Raw genomic sequence first — 17689 nt, forward strand, 5'->3', positions numbered from 1 at the left:
TTGCAGCCAAATTCGATAAGGAAAGGGCATGCAAGAAAAACATTACGACGTAATCATCATAGGCGGCGGTATCACGGGCAGCGCGTTAGCATATGTATTGGCAGAATTTAGCGGGATCAAAAATATCGCTCTACTTGAAAAATACGAAGGGCTTGCGACGCTAAATTCTAAAGCCAGCGCAAACTCTCAGACGATTCATTGCGGCGACATCGAGACCAACTACGACCTGCAAAAAGCAGCAGAAGTCAAGCGCAAGGCGGATATGATCGTGAAATATTGCCAAAAGCACGGATATGAGAATAAATTTTTATTTCAGGGGCAGAAAATGGCTCTTGGCGTGGGCGAAAGCGAGGTAGAGCTAATTAAAGAGCGCTTTGAGAAATTTAAAGAGCTTTATCCGTATCTGCAGCTTTTTGACAAGGAAGAGCTCAAAAAAATCGAGCCCAAGCTAGTTTTTGACGGACGCGGCGAGGAGCGAGCGGAGGATATCGTCGCAATGGGCGTGCAATCGGGAGTTTACACGACGATCGATTACGGCGCGATGGCGAATTCCTTCGTACAAAACGCTAAAAACGTGGATGGCAAAACCTGCGATCTGTACCTAAACACCGAAGTGCAAAACATCACTAAAGTAGGCGATAAGTTCTATATCCGCACCGCAAATAGACTCTCGCTAAGCGCTGATTTCGTAGTCGTAGATGCGGGCGCCCACTCGCTGTGGCTAGCGCACAAAATGGGGCTGGGACAGGATCTCAGCACGATTTGCATCGCGGGCAGCTTCTATCTAACCAAGCAAAAGCTTCTAAACGGCAAGGTTTACATGGTGCAAAACCCAAAGCTTCCATTTGCCGCGCTTCACGGCGACCCAGATTTACTCGCAGACGGCTGCACGAGATTTGGCCCTACCGCGCTTACGATGCCGAAGCTCGAGCGCTACAAGGGCTGTCGTTCGGTGCCGGAATTTTTTCAATCATTAAATTTTGACATGGACGTAGCCAAGGTCATTTGGCAAAATTTTGGCGATAGCGAGGTAAGGGACTTCTTAATCCGCAATATAGGCTTTGAGATACCGATTTTAGGTAAAAAGCTTTTCGTCAAAAATGCGCGCAAGATCATACCTAGCATCCGCGAGGAGGATATTTATTATGCCAAGGGCTTTGGCGGCGTGCGCCCACAAGTAATCTCACACTCGCAAAAAAAGCTGCTTTTAGGCGAAGCTAGAATAGGTGAAAATCCGGGGATTATCTTTAATATGACCCCAAGCCCCGGCGCTACGAGCTGCCTAGGCAACGCACTTCGCGACGCAAAAAGTGCCTGCGAATATTTGGGAGTGAGCTTTGATGATGCAAAATTTGACGCGGAAATGATGCAATAAAGAGGAATTTTTAAAATTTCGCTCGGGCAAGAATTTTAAAATTTTACTTCGGCGAGGATTTTAGAATTTTGCTTGCGCTTCACATATATAGAGAGTTTTAAAATTTCATTCAAACGCGAATTTTTAGAATTTAACCTGCACTGCAAGTTATGAAATTTTAAAATTTCGCCGTGCCGTAGAATTCTAAAATTCCTTCGTCTAGCGAATTTTAAAATTTAGAAATTTCAAAATTTTGCGCAAAATTTCGCCTAATGCGGCGATAAATTTTAAATTTAAAGGAGAAAAGATGCTTAAAAAAACCAAAATCCTAGCGACCATCGGGCCCGCGAGTGACAGCGAGGAGATGATGAGCGCGATGGTAAAGGCGGGCTGCAATGCCTTTAGGATGAACTTCAGCCACGGCACGCACGAGTATCACGAGGCAAATTTAAACAAAATCCGCGCCGTAGAAAAGAGCCTGGGCGTGCGTATAGGCGTCTTTCAGGACATCAGCGGCCCAAAGATCCGCGTCGGCAAACTCGAGGAAAATTTTAAACTAAAAACGGGCGATAAAATCACCTTCCTTCCTCGCGAAATAATCGGCAAAAAGAGCGCGGAAGGCGAATACGAGCTGTGTATCAACCACCCAGAAATTTTGCCGCTGATGAAAGCAGGCGAGTTTATCTACCTCTACGACGGCTCGATCCGCGCCAAAGTAGTCGCGGTAAGCGAGCAAGGCGTGCGAGCGGTGCTCGAAAACGACGGTTTTTTAAGCTCGAATAAGGGGGTGAACTTCCCAAACACCCGCCTAAATATCGACGTCATCACGCAAAAAGACCTCGAGGATCTGCGCTGGGGCGCGGCGCACGGCGTAAATTTCGTAGGCATCTCCTTCGTGCAGTCGCAAAACGACATCCTGCGCGTGCGCGAAATTTTAAACTCGCTAGGCTCAAAAGCTAAAATTTACGCCAAGATCGAGAAATTCGACGCGGTCGAAAATATAGAGCAGATCATCGAAGCAAGCGACGGTATAATGGTCGCGCGCGGAGATCTGGGCATCGAGATGCCGTTTTATGAGATCCCGCGCATCCAAAAGCGCATCATAGCTCTTGCCAACGCCCGCTCAAAGCCCGTCATCACCGCCACGCAGATGATGCTTAGCATGACCGAGCACGAGCGCGCCACCAGAGCCGAGATCAGCGACGTCGCAAACGCCGTACTCGACGGCACCGACGCCGTGATGCTAAGCGAGGAAAGCGCCATCGGCAAAAATCCCGCAGCCGTAGTCGCCGCGATGAGCGAGACGATCCGCGAGACCGAAAAGATCTATCCTTACGATAAATTTAACGATTACGATTTCTACGACGAGACCGATATGATCACTTCAAGCACAGCAGCGCTTGCCGCAAGGCTGGGCGCGGGCGCGATACTTTCGATCACGGGCTCGGGGCGCTCGGCGATCAAACTCGCACGCAACCGCGCCAAAATCGACATCATCGCAATCGCACACGACGAGCAGACCGCGCACGCGCTAAGTCTCGTGTGGGGCGTAAATCCAGCGATGGTCAAGGAAAAAACGAGCATCAACTCGCTGCTCGCACATATCATAAGCGAGGCTCTGCAGCGCGGACTCATCGAAGAAGGCGGCACCTACGTGATGACGGCGGGCTTTCAAAGTGGCCATCCCGGCAGCACCGACTACATCCGTATCATCAAAAAAGATCAGATAGATTTCTACCGCGACGTGGCGAAAACGGGCTTTTAGAGTAAAATTTAAAGCGCAACATTAAATTTAGCGGTAAAATTTGAAGTTTTTGAGTCGCAGACCTAGAGAGGTAAAATTTTAAAAATTAGGAAGGAAAACGATGATACCAAGCTACAAAGAGATGATGTTTCCGATTTTAAGATTTATCGGCGAGCGCGGCAAGTCAGACAGAAAAGAAATTTTCGAGTTCATTACAAAGCTATAAATTTAACGACGACTAACTCTTACAGAGGATACCTAGCGGCATGCTTTTATACGTTAACCGCGCAGGCTGGGCGTTGTCGTATTTTGCGGGCAATAAAGAAGTCGTAAATTTGCCAGGCGCCAAAAAGCCCGTCAAAAAAACCGGCAGAGGCGTGTACGAGATAACGGATCTTGGCAAACAAATACTAAAAAGTAAAGACGCGCAGGCGAAATTTGAGGCTTGGTACGATGAAATTTATAAAAACAAAAGCGCGCCGAGCGCCGAAATCTCGCAAACCGCGACGCAAGAAAAGACGCCTAGCGACGTCATCGCCGAGACGGCAAACGAGCTCGCACAAAATCTAAAATCTCAAATTTTAGACGAAATTTCGCAAAAAAAGCCGAGCTTTTTTGAGTATTTAGTGGCGCGCTTGCTCGAAAAAATGGGCTACGGAGTAGGCAGACTAACCAAAAGCGGTGCGGACGGCGGCATAGACGGCATTATAGATGAGGACGAGCTTGGATTATCGCAAATTTACGTGCAAGCCAAAAGCTGGCAAGGCGCAGTTTCACGCCCTGAAATTCAAAAGTTCGTCGGCGCGATCTCGGATAAGCAGACCAAAAAGGGCGTATTTATCACGACGTCAAAATTTAGCAAAGATGCCAAAGAGTATGCGGCAAACGTGCAAAGTCGCACAGTAGTTTTGATCGACGGCGAGCGGCTGGCGGAGCTGATGATAAAATATAAACTCGGCGTGCAAGTGCGGCAAAACATCGAAATTTGCGATATCGACGGCGATTTTTTCGGCGATGAAATTTAAGCAAAGATAAAATATGTTTTCAGATTAAGCGCGAACGGAAAAATTTAGCTAGACGATCTAAATTATGAGCTAAATTTTACGACTAATGTCGCTTAAATTTATCCGCGTAAAGCGTCGCGCTGAAGCCGAATCAAAAGAAAATAGAGCCGCACCGCAAAAATTAAAATTCCGCAAAAGCATATTCGTTAAAAATCAAACGCCGCGTCTTAAAATTTCAGGGTATAATTACGAAGCAAATTTACAAAATTTAACCGAAGGAGAGACCATGAAAAAATTTCGCTCACTGCTGCTCTGTGCGGCGGCGGCTGCGACTTTGAGCGCCCAAAGTGAGGATAAGGTGGAAAAAATCACTTCGATCGACATCTATGTCTCGCCGTTTTATTCGGCCAAGGAGGGCAAGCCCGAATACGTGCACGTTTACGAGCCGATCGACGATTTGTTGATGAAAAACGACGTGGCGAGTCTAAAAAAGGCGATCAAAATCATCGAGGACGCCCCGGATATGGTCGCTCCGACTACGCTGATGACCGTCGCGGCGCGCGCTTATGATCTGGGGCTTAAGGACGACGCGGTGTTTTGGTTCTACGCGGGCAAATACCGCTTCATCTCCTTCGCTTCGGTAATCGACGTCAGCGGCGCGATGTTTATGGAGACGGTCGAGGCAAATTCCGCTTTCATGCACCTTGCGGGCGACGTGATCAACCCCTACGCATTCTGCGACATCGACAAGCAACAGATCATAGTCGAAAAGGCGGTCGATTGGGTAAAGGATCATCCATACAAGGCGATATTTTCGGATAAATTCCCATCCATGGCTAGCGACCGCAAGGCGGCTTTAAAGGAAGTAATAGAAAAGCTCAAAGCCGATCAGCAGAAGCAAAAGCAGTATTTCGCCGATCCAAAAAACAGAGCCGATTACATCGCTGAGCGTAAGAAATACCGCACAGACGAGCGCTTCTGCGACTAAATTTGCGGCTAATTTAGTCGGGCGGGCTTTGCTAGCTTAGCCGCATTTTGCCTAAATTTCAACTCGCAGGTTAAATTTGGGCAAATTTCAAGCTATGCTTCAAAATAAAATTTAAGGAAAGGGCGTGAGCAAAATCTGCTCGGCTTTGCGCTGATGGAGTTGCGAGACGAGCTGCGTAGGCTGTATAAAAACTACGATCTGATCGATAAGAAATTTTTGCGAGATTAGGCGGCTTAAAATTTAGCCACTGCGTCATTCTATCCGCTTTTACACCCTATTCCTCGCCCAAATTTAAACGCATTGCTAGCTCGCAAAGGCGCGCGGCCTTAGTGGCCTGCGCCGAAGAAATTACACATCGCCGTGCCTATCACGATGAGCGCTATGCCGCAGATCGCGGGCGCAGAGAGTTTTTCGTGGAAGTAAAACACCGAAAGTAGCGATGCCAACACTATGCCAAGCCCACCCCACGTGGCGTAGGCGACGCTAAGCTTTACCGTTTTTAGCGCGAGTGCCAAAAAATAAAAGCAGGCGCCGTATGCCGCCAGCGTAGCGAGCGAATAATTTAGCTTGCTAAATCCGTCCGAGAGCTTCATACAGTTGGTTCCCACCAGCTCCAAAACTATCGCAATGCCCAAATAAAGGTATCCCATAAGTGCTCCTTAATGTAATTTGAGCCGAAATTTTATAGAAATTTCTCTTAAATTTCACCCAAAGGCGCCTCCTAGCGGCTTGCGTAAAATTTGCGCCGCATATTTGAGTAAAACCGGCGCTTCAGCGACATAAAATTCCGCTCGCCGATCTACGCAGAATTTCATGAGCATACCGCAGCATAAAATTCCGCTGCCGCTGCCTCAAAGCCAGAGTTTTTTAAATTTAGCCGCATGCCGAAATTTTATCCGTTTTTATATACGAACATTATATAATTATCAAAATTTTTTCCAAGGAGAGAGGATGAAAAAGCTCGCTACGATACTTGCGCTGCTCTGTGCGGCGGCGTTTGCCAAGGAGTATGAGTATATGGTGCAAAGTATGAGCTACAGCTCACTCGGAGAGCGCAAGGAGAGCACGCATCTAAGCTATGACGCGGCGGCGCGCAAGCTAGAGCAGATAAGAGACAGGAACTCCTCGGACGGCCTAGGCTCTAGCTACAAAGAGATCAGCTACTTTGACGAAAAGGGGGGAATGGTTAAATTTGAAGTATTTGGCCTCGATCTTAAAAGCGGCAAGTGGAAAAAAATAGAAGACTACATGGAAAGCGTCAAAGATGGCATCACGACGCGCGAGAGCAATTCGATAGCGGATGACGGCACGCGCAATGCGAGCAAAACCGTCTCCAGCTACGACGGCAACGCAACCGAAGATGTGCGATATAAGCTCATAAAGGGCAAATGGCATAAAGAGAGCATGAACAGATCCGTAAAAAACGCGCGGGATAAGGAGGAGCTTACGATAAGCTTCAAATGGGACGGCAAGAGCTGGCAGCCCAAATATAAGACCGAAATTTTCTACGACGGCCTAGGAGAGATGAATGGATACGTAACCTACGAGTTTGTAAACGGCGCGTGGCAAAACAGCGAGCGAGAGATGCTTAACGGCGATCGAAACGGCAGCTACGAGCAGATCCGCAGCACTTTTCAAAACGGCGCATGGCAAAACGCGACGATGAGCAAGCACGTGCTTGATGCCGCGAAGGGCGAGGGGATCGTTACGAGCTTCATCTGGAACGACGAGAAGGGCGCGTGGGATAATATGAGTAAACAAACCGTTATCAAGAAGGGGGCGGATCTTAATATGACCTCTTATCTGTGGGACGAGCGGCTTAAAGAGTGGGTCAAAAGCTACTCAAACGGCGAAATTTACGATAAATCGGGCGAGCGACTACTAGAGCAAAGCTACGAATCAAATTCCAGCAGCGGCAAATACGTCTATAGCTACGACGAGCGCGGCAGCAATACGGCGATGGATATCTACAAACTTGACGCGAGCGGCAAATGGGTGCAAACCGGGCGCTCGGAGGCTACTTACGACACCCAAATCCCGTCAGATAGCGTGGGGCACGGCGCCGCGCTGATGATGTTTGAGATGCCTAGTATCTACGCGATAACGAGCTTTAAGGAATTTAAGCTTAAAGACGGCAGGTCCGAGCTCATAACGGAGCAGACGTGGAAATATAAAAAGATAAAGTAGCGTTTGAAGATGCGTCGGTAAAATTTCGCGGCTAAATTTTATCTGCGCGTCCTTGCGCGAGTGCTGCAGTTAAATTTTATCATCGCGGCGTTTAAATTTAACAGACGCGGCGCCGCGCGAGCTTTGCGTTTAAATTTAGCGGACGTAGCATGGATTAAAATTTAGACAATAAAAGGAGCGGTCATGAGAGGTGTTTTTAAAATTTCACCCGAGGGTGCGGCAGATTTTGCGGCGGCAAATTTAAAAGCGCGAGCGATTATTTTGGCGGGCGCTTTTGGGGCGCAGGCGGCGGTTTCGGCAGACAAGCTTCGAGTTCGAGCGGCAGTTTTAGCAGGCTCTATTTTGGCGGCGACGTTAACGCTTGCGATGCCTGCGGGCGCGACCGAGACGGCAGCAAAACACGCGGCGGCGGATAAAATTTGTCTGCAAAAGACGAGCTATAAAACAGAAGGCGGCGCCCTGCCGCGCTACGAATATGAAGTGAGCCAAAACTACGACGCCAAAACCCGCCGCTTAGAAAAAATTTACAGAAAAAGCAGCGAAGAGGGAGCGTCCGTATCGAAAAGCTTTAGCAAATTTGACGAAAGCGGCGAGCGCGAGATCGAAAATATCGAATACGACTGGGACGCGGACGCAAATAAATTGCGCGAAACGGCGATGAGCAAGCAGGAGATCGCAAAGGATGGCTCAAAAATTTATTTCAGCCTGCAAAGCAAGGACGGCAAGCCATACGACGGGGAAAAAGCCGTCGAAAAGCGCGAGGGCAAAACGGAAATTTTACAAAATTTCACGCTAAAAAAGGGCAGATGGACGCCGACGTACCTTACAAAAAGGATTGTCGATGAAAGCGACAGAAACAATTTCGTATCGACCTATGAATGGAACGCCAAAGCGAAAAAATGGGTGCCGTACGAAAAATCGATATATCACTACAACGGCGACGCTTACGCGGGCTCCGAAGGCTACGCGTGGCGCGGCAAATGGGTGCCGCTTACAAAACATACCGTCTTTACGGCGGCGGACGGGACGCGCAGCGAGATAAATTTTATATGGCGCGACGGCGCCTGGGAGCGCGATGAAAAGGTCTTACGCAAGATCGAGCCTAAGTATAGGCGCTTTAGCGAGCTAAGATCGCGCTGGGACGCCGCAAAAAACGAGTGGAGGGAGTACTACAAAAACGTGCACGAGGAGACCGAGGAAAGCAGGCCTCTACGCGAGCGAACCGAGCTCTGGCGCGAGGAATCGCAACGCTGGGAGGTCGTGTTTGAAAACGAGTTTAGCTACGACGCGCGCGGCAACGTGATAAAAAATCGCACGGCCTCCGATGGCAAGTAGTACGAATACATCTACGACTACGACGAAGCGGGTAATAACATCTCCATCATCCTGCGCGAGCCTGATGAGAGCGGCAAATGGCACGAGACGCAAAGGACGCAAAACGTCTTTGAGCCTGAAATTTTAGCGCAGGACGTCCTGGATCGCGGCTTCATCGGCGACTACATAGCCGCGGGCGAAAACGCGATCAAAAGCAGCAAGCAGTATTTTCTAAAGGACGGCGAGTTTAAGCTAAACGAAACTCGCGAGTGGGTTTACGGAAAATGCGAGCCGCAATAAAATTTGAAAAGCCTCATGAACGAGCCTTATATCGTTAAAATTTCAGATAGCGACGCGATGATGTTCGGCTGCGAAGCGGACGAGCGGGTGCGCGAATTTGCCGCTAAATTTGACGGCTGGGAGTACGAAAGCGAGTTTGAGCGGACCAGCTATCTGCTCGGCACGGACGTTTTTATCGAGGTTGCGAGCGAGGAGAGCTTAAATGAAGGTGCTTTACGCGCTCAAATTCCAAACAAAAAGGCTTTGGACGCTGACGGCGGCACGGCATTTTTGAGCCTGCGCGAGTGGGACGGCAAGGGGCATTCGCGCGAGCGGTGAAATTTTACGCGCCATCAGCGAGGATGAGGACGGCGGCGCGGCGTATCTGCTTCTTAGCCCGAGACATATCGCCGCAGAGGAGCTGCGAGGCGCCTTTGAGGACAAGCCGCCGCAGGAGTTTGCGCGCATTACCCGTGGCCTCGAAGCCAAATACGACTGCAAAGACCGAATGCTCTGCTACGTCGTTTGCTATTTTACGCCGAAAGGCAAAGAGGGGATGCGGGCGGACTTCGGCGTCTGAATTTAAAGCGCGGCGGATTAAATTTAAAATTTGCCCGCACGGCATGCTCGCGCCGAATGGCGAAGGTTTTATCTTACGCGTAAGATCTGCGCCGCATGAGTGCAAACAAAATTTAAGCGATAAAATTTAAACCGCCGCGATGAGCGAAATGGGAGTCAGAATGATAAAATCCATAAAATTTGGGGGCGAAAGCATCGAGGAGCTGGAGGTTTGGTACTATGCCCCAAAGCACGAATGCAGCGCGGCGGAGTTCGCGCAGCAATGCGGCAAGCTCGTACGCGCGGACTTTGGGCTCGCCTCCCTTTACGAGATAAAATTTGAAAAATTTACGCCGAGCAAGCCCGATGATTTTATGAAAGAGCGGATAACGGCTGCTTTGAGCGCGGCAGGGCTATCGGACGAGCCTCGTAATTTCGCAATGGGCGGCGAGAACGACTGGGACTGGCAGGAGTGCTCGTTTGAGGCGAGCGGACAGCGATTTTTACGCATCTGGGCGACGTCGGCTTGATAAATTTAGCCCCGCTAGCGGGCTTTGAGGCGAAGTGCGAGTTTTTAAAATTTAAAGTTTCAAGCGGCGCATACCGTCGCGCCGAAACGCATTTCATCGAGCCTTAAATTTTAAAATTTCGGTCGCGAGCTTTCGGATTTTAAAATTTAAACGGCGCTGGGCTTTGAAGTGCAGCGCGAATTTTGCGGCGCGGTAAAATAGCAGCGCAAACGATAAAAAACGGCGCTCGCTAAGTAGAATTTTATAAAAGTTGAATGCGGCGCGCCGTATTTAGGACGCAAAAAGCTTAAACGGGCTTAGGAAGTAAATTTCGATCTAAATTTAGGCGAGACGCCAAAAATTTTAAAATTTAAACGCAAGGAGTGAAAAATGGATGTTTTGCAGAGTTTCGGGCAGGAGTATGTGCGGCAGCTCAGAGACGGGTCGCTGGCGTGGTTGGATGCGGTCATGAGCGGGCAGATGAAAGGCGCGCGGTGCGAGCGACTTATGCATCGATAGCGGACTTTTCGCTGCAGCAGAGGGAAGCACCAAGGACGCTTTGCGCGCATCTTACCGATCACGTCCTGCATGAGACGCTAAGCTTTTTCGAGCAAAGCGAGCGCTGGCGGCTTGCGGACGAGGCGGGCGAAAATCTAGCCGAGCTCTCGGACGGGCTTTGCGGCGAGCTCTACGGCGAGGACGGCTGGATCGAAAAATTTAGCGGCTATCCCGCAAGCCTGAAATAATGCGCTACGAATTTACGTGCCTGAGCGCCCCGCTTTGAGCAAAATTTATTTGAAGGGAAAATATGAAAAACTTATTTTTAGCCGCGCTTGCGGCATTAGCGCTTAGTGGCTGCGCGGGCTTAAAATGCGGCGCAAAGGACGGACGAGACGTCGCCGAAATCGACGTGCCCGAAGATGGCTGGACGAGATACCTAAGCACCGACGGCGAGATCAAGGAGGTCGCATTTTTCACGGCGTTTTTCTCCAAGCAGTTCCGCCAGAGCCCAAAAGATGGCGAAAAGATCGGCTTCGTGCTTACCAAAAAGAGCGGCGAACGCATACCGATAAGGCTCGGCAATATGTATAAGGCGGCAGACGGCGCATTCGCGCTCGCGGATCTTGACGCGCAGAGCGACGTATGGGGCGGAGCGGAGGAGCTGCGAAGAGCGAAACGGGCGAAATTTTATAAATTTCAAGAAGGCAGCGTCAAAGTGACGGACTATGAGGCGCAAGGCGGGCTTTGCGAGGCGTTTTACGCAGGCGAAAAGATACGCGTCAAAAGCATACTAAGCCGCCGCACGAGCAAGGCAGACGGGGCTAGCGGCGAAATTTCCGCCGTGCAGACGCAGGGCGAAATATCGCGCGACATCGTCAAGGCTTTAAACTCGCACGAAAAGCCGTCGCCGCAAAGCTCTAGCAAAAATTTAGCAAACAAAAAGAGTACCGCGCAAAAAACCGATAGCGAGGCGTTAAAACCGGAGGCAGAGGCGTTAAAAAATATCATCTGCTATAGATAAAAACAAAGTCGATTGAAATTTCAGTTTAATGAGTGAAAATTTTGCTAAAATTTTAAATAAAATATCTTTTTAAGGAGTAATAAATGAGAAAAAGCGTTTTATTTTTCCTATTGCCGCTGTTTTTGTTCGGCGGCGAGGCGCAGAAGCAGCTAAACGTCTTTGAGCTAACGCCGTCAAAGATGCCGCCGCAGCAGTTTAAGGTCGAAGCGATCTTTTCCAAAGAGATCAAAGCCGACTGCAACGACGCGTATCTGATCGGTGGCAAAATAGAGCAAAAAGAGAGCTCGGACGGGCTTTATTACGAGTTTAGCGGCGGCGATGAGCTTGCTCAAACGCTGATGCTGTGCGACGGCAAGAAACAAAAGAAGCGGATCTATTACGAGCTCACGCATCTATTCGCCTACGACGGCGGCGAAATTAGAATTTTAGCGCCCAAAGACGTCAAGGTCGAGCTTAGAATTTACGAGCTCGTAGAGAGCAAAGAGCCTAAAATCCGCAAGATGAAATAATTTCGCAAGAAGCAGGGCGGACCGAGCTTATGCGCGGCAGAATTTCCGCCATGCAATAGATCTTTCATCGCGCAATGGGCTTGCGCGTAGGCGAGACAAATTCTACGGCGCAAGACAAATTTTCTACGGAGAAGAATGGAATTTCGGCATCGATGGGTCGTTTGGTTAAAATTTCAGTATAATTTCGCAAAAACAAGGAGAGAGCATGTCAGAGAGAATTTTTGAAAGCCTAAAAGAGCTTTTGACGCAGCAGGGCGCGCGCTTCCGCGTAGTAGCTCACGAAAGCGCGGGCACCTCCGCCGAGGTCGCCAAAATCCGCGGCACGCAGCTAGGACAAGGCGCAAAGGCGCTAGTTTGCACGATCAAGGGCTTTAAGGATGGGCAAATCTCTTTCGCGCAAAATTTAAATTTAGCAAACGCCGATAACGCGCAAAACTCCAATGCTTCCAGCTTTGCGAGCGCTCAAGGCTGCGAAAACGGCGCCTGCACGGAAAATTTAACTTTAACCGCCGATCAAATCTGCGCCAATGTGCCGCAGCAACTGAAGCTTCCTAGCGACAAACCCGCGGGCAGAAACGGCAGGATCTACGTCCTAGCGGTCTTCGCAGCCGATCATAAAACCGATCTAAAGCGCTTGGCAGAGGGGCTTGGCGGCACGAAAGCATCGCTCGTAAGCCCCGATGAAGTGGGCGATCTCACGGACTGCGTCATCGGCTCGGTGCCACCGTTTAGCTTCCACGACAAACTGCTGCTAATCGCTGATCCGTCGCTGTTCGGACGCTTTGATGAGATCGCTTTCAACGCGGGCTTGCTCGATCACTCGATCATTTTAAACGCGCGGGATTACGCGCGCATCGCAGCGCCGCGCATCGTTAGCTTCACCGAAGAGGCGCAGGACGGCGAATAGCCGCGCATCGTCCGTTTCACACAAGAAGAGGACTCGGATTAAATTAGCCCAAAAGCAAGGGTAGAATAGAAAAAGATGGCTAAGGATGGCTGTAAAGCGGCGCTTTGATTTTTGATCTTTTTTCTTCATATTAATAAGGCTTTAAAATTTTCAGTATGATTAGGAGAAAAGGGATCACGACCGAAACAGGGGGGGGATGCTATGAAGAAGGTGTGGATATTTTTGCTGTGCCTACTTACGCTATGCGGCATGGAAAATGCCGCGGCCAAGGAAGACGATGCGCCGCGGCCAGAGATTTATCAGAGTATGAAAGATATTTACGACGATCTACCGATCGCGCAACTGCCAATGCGCTATCCGGGAGAAATTTCGCCCTTAGCAGCTATCGATAAAAATTTACTTGATAAAAATGAGCTGTTTTCGTTCGCAAAGGAGAACTTTTTAATTGACAATCTAAGCGCGTACTGGGTGAGGATCAAAGACATAAGGGCTTGTCGTTTGCCAGAAAAGAGCGTCAAAACAATTCTGCTAAGGCTTTATCTGGGGGATTTCCAAGATAGCAAGCACGGGCACGAATATGTTTTTATGTGCCTTTTAAACGACGCATTTCGTATAAGCGATTGTCGCGAAATTTACGCCGATTACGTGCACTGCGGTAAAAGCAAGCCGCCGATGCGCGCCAAGCAGGAGTTCGTCATCGGCGCCGATTTACGCTGCACAGTAACAACGCACTACTATACTTTAGATAGCGATAAAGAGCTGCACAGAAATGTCTGCGTGCACGAAATACAAAACGGCACGATCGTTACTAAGGATTAAAATTCAAGGCGATCTTGCGAGATGTTTTTGGTCGTAAAGCCGTAAATTCATAAGCAGAGCCGCAAACTGAGACGCGAATTTGCTCTATCTATGAGCCCAGCTATTTCAAATCGCGATAAAATAACGCTTAGACCGAGCCTCGAATTCATCATATTGATGAGGCACTGTTTCGAGCCGCGCCAAAACGGCTCGTAAATCTTTGGTGCACCGCAGCGTCCCACTAAGATGCGTCGCCTTGCGGAGCATTTTAACGACGACGAGCGCTTTATTGGTTTTGACTTCCTGCAACAAGCTAAATATCAAATCTGAAATTCTTGGTGCGCCCCGAAAGCAGCGAGGATAAAACATCCAAATTTTAAAATTTAAAAATTTTTAAAAAAATGTGAGATTAAAGAGAATTAATCGCGACGATATCGCATCGCCGCGACTGGAGAGGGCATCATCGTGCCCGCGAAGGTATTTATTTCATAGCGCCTTGTTGTTTCATCTGATCCATCATCTGCTTAAATATCTCTTTAGCTTGTTTGCAAGTGGCCTCTTGCTGCTCCTTAGGAAGTGCGCTGATCTGATCCATAGACTGCTTTTTTTGATCCTCATACATCTTGACCTGCTGCTCTTGACCAGCTTGTTTGTAGGTGTCAACCATCTTATCAAGATCTGCGAAGTACTCCTTGCAGCTATCTGAAAGATCTGCGGCGCTAAGACTTAGCGCAAAGCCAAAACTAGCCAAAACTAAAAGTGATTTTTTCATTTTTCTCTCCTTGTAAAAAATCAGCGAAAGTATATCATTTCGCTTAGTAAATTTGCCTTAAATTTTAATCAAATACGGCTGTTTTTTTAAATTTATAGCGCTTTTGAAATTTTAAAATTTTACTCTCGCTGCGACGCTTACGTTTTTTAAAATTTAACTCATCTTTAAATTTTAAAATTTCAGCTCTTGGTTTAGCAACAACCGCCGGTGCTCTTTAAAATTCGGTCCTCGCCGCCTCTTGGGGCTGCAGCGTAAAATCACTTCTCTTCAAATCTAATCTGCACCGATTTTTTGTGCGCGCCGAGCCCCTCGGCGTCCGCTAGCGCCATGCACGCGCCTCCGAGCTCGTCTATGGCGCGTTTATTTAGCGCTATGATCGAGCTTCGTTTGATGAAGTTATAAACCCCAAGAGGCGAGAAAAATCGCGCGCTTCCGCCGGTCGGCAGCGTGTGGTTAGGGCCTGCGAGGTAATCGCCCATCGCCTCTGGCGTGTAGTGGCCCAAAAATATCGCGCCTGCGTGGCGTATGCGCGGAAGCAGCTCGTAGGCGTTCTCGGTCGCGATCTCGAGGTGCTCGACCGCAAGCTCGTTCATCAGCTCCACGCACTCGTTCATATCGCGCGCGATGATGATTGCGCCCTTGTTTTGGATGCTGGCGCGAGCGATCGGTTCACGCGCGAGCGTAGGAAGCTCGCGCTCGATATGCTCTGCGACGCAAAGAGCGAATTTTTCATCGTCGCTTATCAAAAAGCTACTCGCGATCTCGTCGTGCTCGGCTTGGCTGAGCAGATCCACGGCGATGTTGCGCGGATTTGCCACGGCGTTTGCGATGATGCCCACTTCGCTAGGGCCTGCGATCATATCGATATTTACGTCGCCGAATACGAGCTTTTTAGCGGTCGCTACGAAGATATTCCCGGGGCCCGTGATGACATCGACCTTGCCGATCGTGCGCGTGCCGTATGCCATCGCCGCGATCGCGCTTGCGCCGCCCACCTTGTAGGCCTTTTTGATCCCCAGCACATGCATCGCCGCAAGCAGTAGCTCGTTTACGACGCCGCCCACGGCGGGGGTGCAGACGCTGATATCCTCCACGCCCGCGACGATTGCGGGGATCGCGTTCATCAGAAGCGAGCTCGGATACGCTGCCTTGCCCCCCGGGATATACAGCCCCGCGCGATCTACCGGCGTGATCTTTTGCCCGAGCATCGCGCCGCTTGGATCGAAGCTAAACCAGCTTCTCTCAAGCTGCTTTTCGTGATAGGCGTAGATGCGCTCGTATGCGACTTGTAGCGCGTTTTTTAGCTCTGCGGTTAAGCCTTCATACGCGAGACTCATCTGCTCTTGCGTGATAGCCAGATCGCCCTGCACGCGCCATCTGTCAAATTTCTCAATCTGTTCAGCTAGCGCCTCATCGCCGCGCTCTCTGATATCTTCGATGATACCGCTTACGACGGGCATTACCGATCTCATATCCATCTCGCCGCGGCGCACCAGCCTTGCAAACTCCTCTTTGAAATTTGCCTTCGTACTTTTTAAAATTTTCATTTTTGCTCCTTGTAATGCTTGGAATTTTAACGCTTTTTGCTAAATTTCGCCTTTAAGCTCGCGGCTGTATAAATTTAAAGACCCTTTGGGCCCGCCGATTTTCAAAAGATTAAGCGAAAATGAAATAAAATAGCCGAAATTTTAAATGGAGCGATGTATGAAAAAGATATTTTTAGCGCTGATCGCTACGGCGGCTTTATCGCTACTAGCAGAAGCCACGGCTTTGTCATCGACGAAACAAGAGGATCCCGGTATAAGCAAGTTGCAAAGCGAATGCGATAATAACAACACCTTAGCATGCGTAAATCTCGCCATGGCATACTATTCAGGGGATGGTGTGAAGCAGGATTATGAGAAAGCAAAAGAGCTAAATTCTAAAGCCTGTAATTTGGGCGACGGCTGGGGTTGCACCACCTTAGGGGCGTCATACGAATACGGCAAGGGCGTAGAACAAGATTATAAAAAAGCGAGTAAATTGTATTCTAAAGCTTGTAATTTAGGATATGGCATAGGATGTACTAATCTTGGAATTTTATATGAAAAAGGGGAAGGCGTAAAACAAAGCTACCAAAAAGCGAATGAACTATACTCTAGAGCTTGTGAGTTAGAGCTTGCTCAAAGCTGCTATAATCTCGGGAATTCATATGAAAATGGTAGCGGCACAAAGCAAAACTACAAAAAAGCATATGAGTTATATTCTAAGGCTTGCGATCTAGGATTAGTCAATGGGTGCTACAATATGGGAGTTCTATACTATTCGGGCGAGGGCGTAGAGCGAGATTCTAAAAAAGCAAACGAGCTATTTTCGAAGGCTTGTCGCTTGGAATTTGCCGACGGTTGCTATAATCTTGGGATTTCATATTTCTATGGTGAAGGCGTAAAACAGGATACAAACACTGCAAAAAAATATTTAAATAAGGCTTGCGATTTAGGATCTCAAGTCGGTTGTGACGGATATAGAAAGCTAAATGAGCTAGGCTTTTAATTCATTTAAATTTTTCGCATTTAAAGCGCACATTATCATTTTACACTCATGTTTCCAGCTATTCAAAATTTCTATAATTTCATCTGTAGAATATTCACTCAAAAATTTTAAAATTGTCCCTGAAATTCCAACGCCACTTGCTCCTAATACAAGGCATTTTATTACATCAAGCGGATTTCTCACTCCGCCACTTGCAACAATTTCAACTTTTCCATCAAACTTTTTTTCATCCAAAAGTGCTTGAACCGTCGTCTTTCCCCAGTCATTCAAATATTCAAAATGATTTTTACGGCGCATATTCTCGATATAAGCAAAGTTTGTTCCGCCACGACCACTTATATCCACTGTTTTTATTCCCAATTCTATCGCTTTTTCAATGGTTTTGCTGTCCATTCCAAAGCCAACTTCTTTTAAAATCAACGGAACTTTTATATTTTTTATAAAATCTCCCAAATTACTTTCCCATTCATTAAAATTTCGACTTCCTTCAGGCATTATGAGCTCCTGCATAAGATTTATATGAATTTGCAAGAATATTGGATTTAATTCTTTTATCGCTATTTGTCCACTTGTGAAATCTTTATCTATTCCGATGTTTGTCGCAAGTAATAAATTTTCATTATTTTTTCGCACAATTTTGAACGAATCGTCATCTTTATTTTTTAGTGCTGCACTATATGAACCTGTTACAAGCAAAATTTCACATTCATTT

Annotated in this window: 19 protein-coding genes; 15 read left to right on the top strand and 4 right to left on the bottom strand. The window is 48.2% G+C overall.

The genetic code is table 11. The annotated features are described in order from the left end of the window. The first annotated feature begins 28 nt into the window (after positions 1-28). The 4 genes from Q0140_RS10345 to Q0140_RS10360 all read left to right on the top strand — a co-directional run bounded on the left by Q0140_RS10345 (position 29) and on the right by Q0140_RS10360 (position 5090). Positions 29-1375, top strand: a complete 1347-nt coding sequence (locus tag Q0140_RS10345; protein WP_297964319.1) for an FAD-dependent oxidoreductase — start codon at positions 29-31, stop codon at positions 1373-1375. Positions 1376-1661: 286 nt separating this feature from the next. Next, on the top strand, positions 1662-3119 hold the full coding sequence (gene pyk, locus Q0140_RS10350; RefSeq protein WP_297964321.1) for a pyruvate kinase: 1458 nt from the start codon (positions 1662-1664) through the stop codon (positions 3117-3119). 245 nt (positions 3120-3364) lie between these two features. After that, a complete protein-coding gene (locus Q0140_RS10355) occupies positions 3365-4123 on the top strand; it encodes a restriction endonuclease (protein WP_297964323.1) in 759 nt (252 codons plus the stop codon). A 265-nt stretch (positions 4124-4388) separates the two neighbouring features. Beyond that, positions 4389-5090, top strand: coding sequence for a cytochrome-c oxidase (locus Q0140_RS10360; protein ID WP_297964325.1), 702 nt, complete (start codon positions 4389-4391; stop codon positions 5088-5090). 326 nt (positions 5091-5416) lie between these two features. Here Q0140_RS10360 and Q0140_RS10365 read toward each other — a convergent pair whose 3' ends face one another. After that, a complete protein-coding gene (locus Q0140_RS10365; protein WP_297901562.1) occupies positions 5417-5740 on the bottom strand; it encodes a multidrug efflux SMR transporter in 324 nt (107 codons plus the stop codon). Between the two features lie 301 nt (positions 5741-6041). On the opposite strand from Q0140_RS10365, the gene Q0140_RS10370 reads away from it, so the two are divergent. From Q0140_RS10370 to Q0140_RS10415, 10 genes are all read left to right on the top strand, one after another. Further along, positions 6042-7277 (top strand): hypothetical protein, encoded by a 1236-nt coding sequence (locus Q0140_RS10370; RefSeq protein ID WP_297964327.1) that lies wholly within the window; start codon positions 6042-6044, stop codon positions 7275-7277. 183 nt (positions 7278-7460) lie between these two features. Next, positions 7461-8612, top strand: a complete 1152-nt coding sequence (locus Q0140_RS10375; RefSeq protein WP_297964329.1) for a hypothetical protein — start codon at positions 7461-7463, stop codon at positions 8610-8612. Beyond that, positions 8602-8739: a hypothetical protein gene (locus Q0140_RS10380; protein ID WP_297964331.1), complete on the top strand. Its 138-nt coding sequence runs from the start codon at positions 8602-8604 to the stop codon at positions 8737-8739. Before Q0140_RS10375 ends, Q0140_RS10380 begins: the two co-directional genes overlap by 11 nt. A 155-nt stretch (positions 8740-8894) precedes the next feature. After that, positions 8895-9209 (top strand): hypothetical protein, encoded by a 315-nt coding sequence (locus Q0140_RS10385; protein ID WP_297964333.1) that lies wholly within the window; start codon positions 8895-8897, stop codon positions 9207-9209. A 401-nt stretch (positions 9210-9610) separates the two neighbouring features. Then, on the top strand, positions 9611-9958 hold the full coding sequence (locus tag Q0140_RS10390) for a hypothetical protein (protein ID WP_297964335.1): 348 nt from the start codon (positions 9611-9613) through the stop codon (positions 9956-9958). 473 nt (positions 9959-10431) lie between these two features. Further along, positions 10432-10683: a hypothetical protein gene (locus tag Q0140_RS10395; RefSeq protein ID WP_297964337.1), complete on the top strand. Its 252-nt coding sequence runs from the start codon at positions 10432-10434 to the stop codon at positions 10681-10683. Between the two features lie 62 nt (positions 10684-10745). Beyond that, positions 10746-11459, top strand: a complete 714-nt coding sequence (locus Q0140_RS10400; protein WP_297964339.1) for a hypothetical protein — start codon at positions 10746-10748, stop codon at positions 11457-11459. A gap of 83 nt (positions 11460-11542) precedes the next feature. Further along, on the top strand, positions 11543-11968 hold the full coding sequence (locus Q0140_RS10405; protein WP_297964341.1) for an ecotin family protein: 426 nt from the start codon (positions 11543-11545) through the stop codon (positions 11966-11968). Between the two features lie 205 nt (positions 11969-12173). After that, on the top strand, positions 12174-12875 hold the full coding sequence (locus tag Q0140_RS10410; protein WP_297964343.1) for a YbaK/EbsC family protein: 702 nt from the start codon (positions 12174-12176) through the stop codon (positions 12873-12875). A gap of 201 nt (positions 12876-13076) precedes the next feature. Further along, a complete protein-coding gene (locus Q0140_RS10415) occupies positions 13077-13694 on the top strand; it encodes a hypothetical protein (protein ID WP_297964345.1) in 618 nt (205 codons plus the stop codon). A 460-nt stretch (positions 13695-14154) separates the two neighbouring features. Here the strand turns inward: Q0140_RS10415 and Q0140_RS10420 are convergent, their stop codons facing one another. Together Q0140_RS10420 and hisD are read right to left on the bottom strand one after the other, a co-directional pair. After that, positions 14155-14445 carry a DUF5339 domain-containing protein gene (locus Q0140_RS10420; RefSeq protein ID WP_291936556.1) on the bottom strand — a complete coding sequence of 97 codons (291 nt, stop codon included), beginning with the start codon at positions 14443-14445 and terminating at the stop codon, positions 14155-14157. A gap of 257 nt (positions 14446-14702) precedes the next feature. Then, the gene (gene hisD / locus Q0140_RS10425) at positions 14703-15992 is read right to left on the bottom strand and encodes a histidinol dehydrogenase (RefSeq protein ID WP_297964347.1); all 1290 of its coding nucleotides are present in this window, start codon (positions 15990-15992) and stop codon (positions 14703-14705) included. A gap of 157 nt (positions 15993-16149) precedes the next feature. Between hisD and Q0140_RS10430 the strand changes: the two genes are divergently transcribed. Continuing rightward, the gene (locus Q0140_RS10430) at positions 16150-16977 is read left to right on the top strand and encodes a tetratricopeptide repeat protein (protein ID WP_297964349.1); all 828 of its coding nucleotides are present in this window, start codon (positions 16150-16152) and stop codon (positions 16975-16977) included. Here the strand turns inward: Q0140_RS10430 and Q0140_RS10435 are convergent. Next, positions 16966-17689 (bottom strand): alpha-hydroxy-acid oxidizing protein (locus tag Q0140_RS10435; RefSeq protein ID WP_297964351.1); only part of this gene is annotated, 724 nt, incomplete at its 5' end. The two genes, Q0140_RS10430 and Q0140_RS10435, sit on opposite strands and share 12 nt — an antisense overlap.

The organism is uncultured Campylobacter sp. (assembly GCF_938045405.1).
Lineage (GTDB): Bacteria > Campylobacterota > Campylobacteria > Campylobacterales > Campylobacteraceae > Campylobacter_B.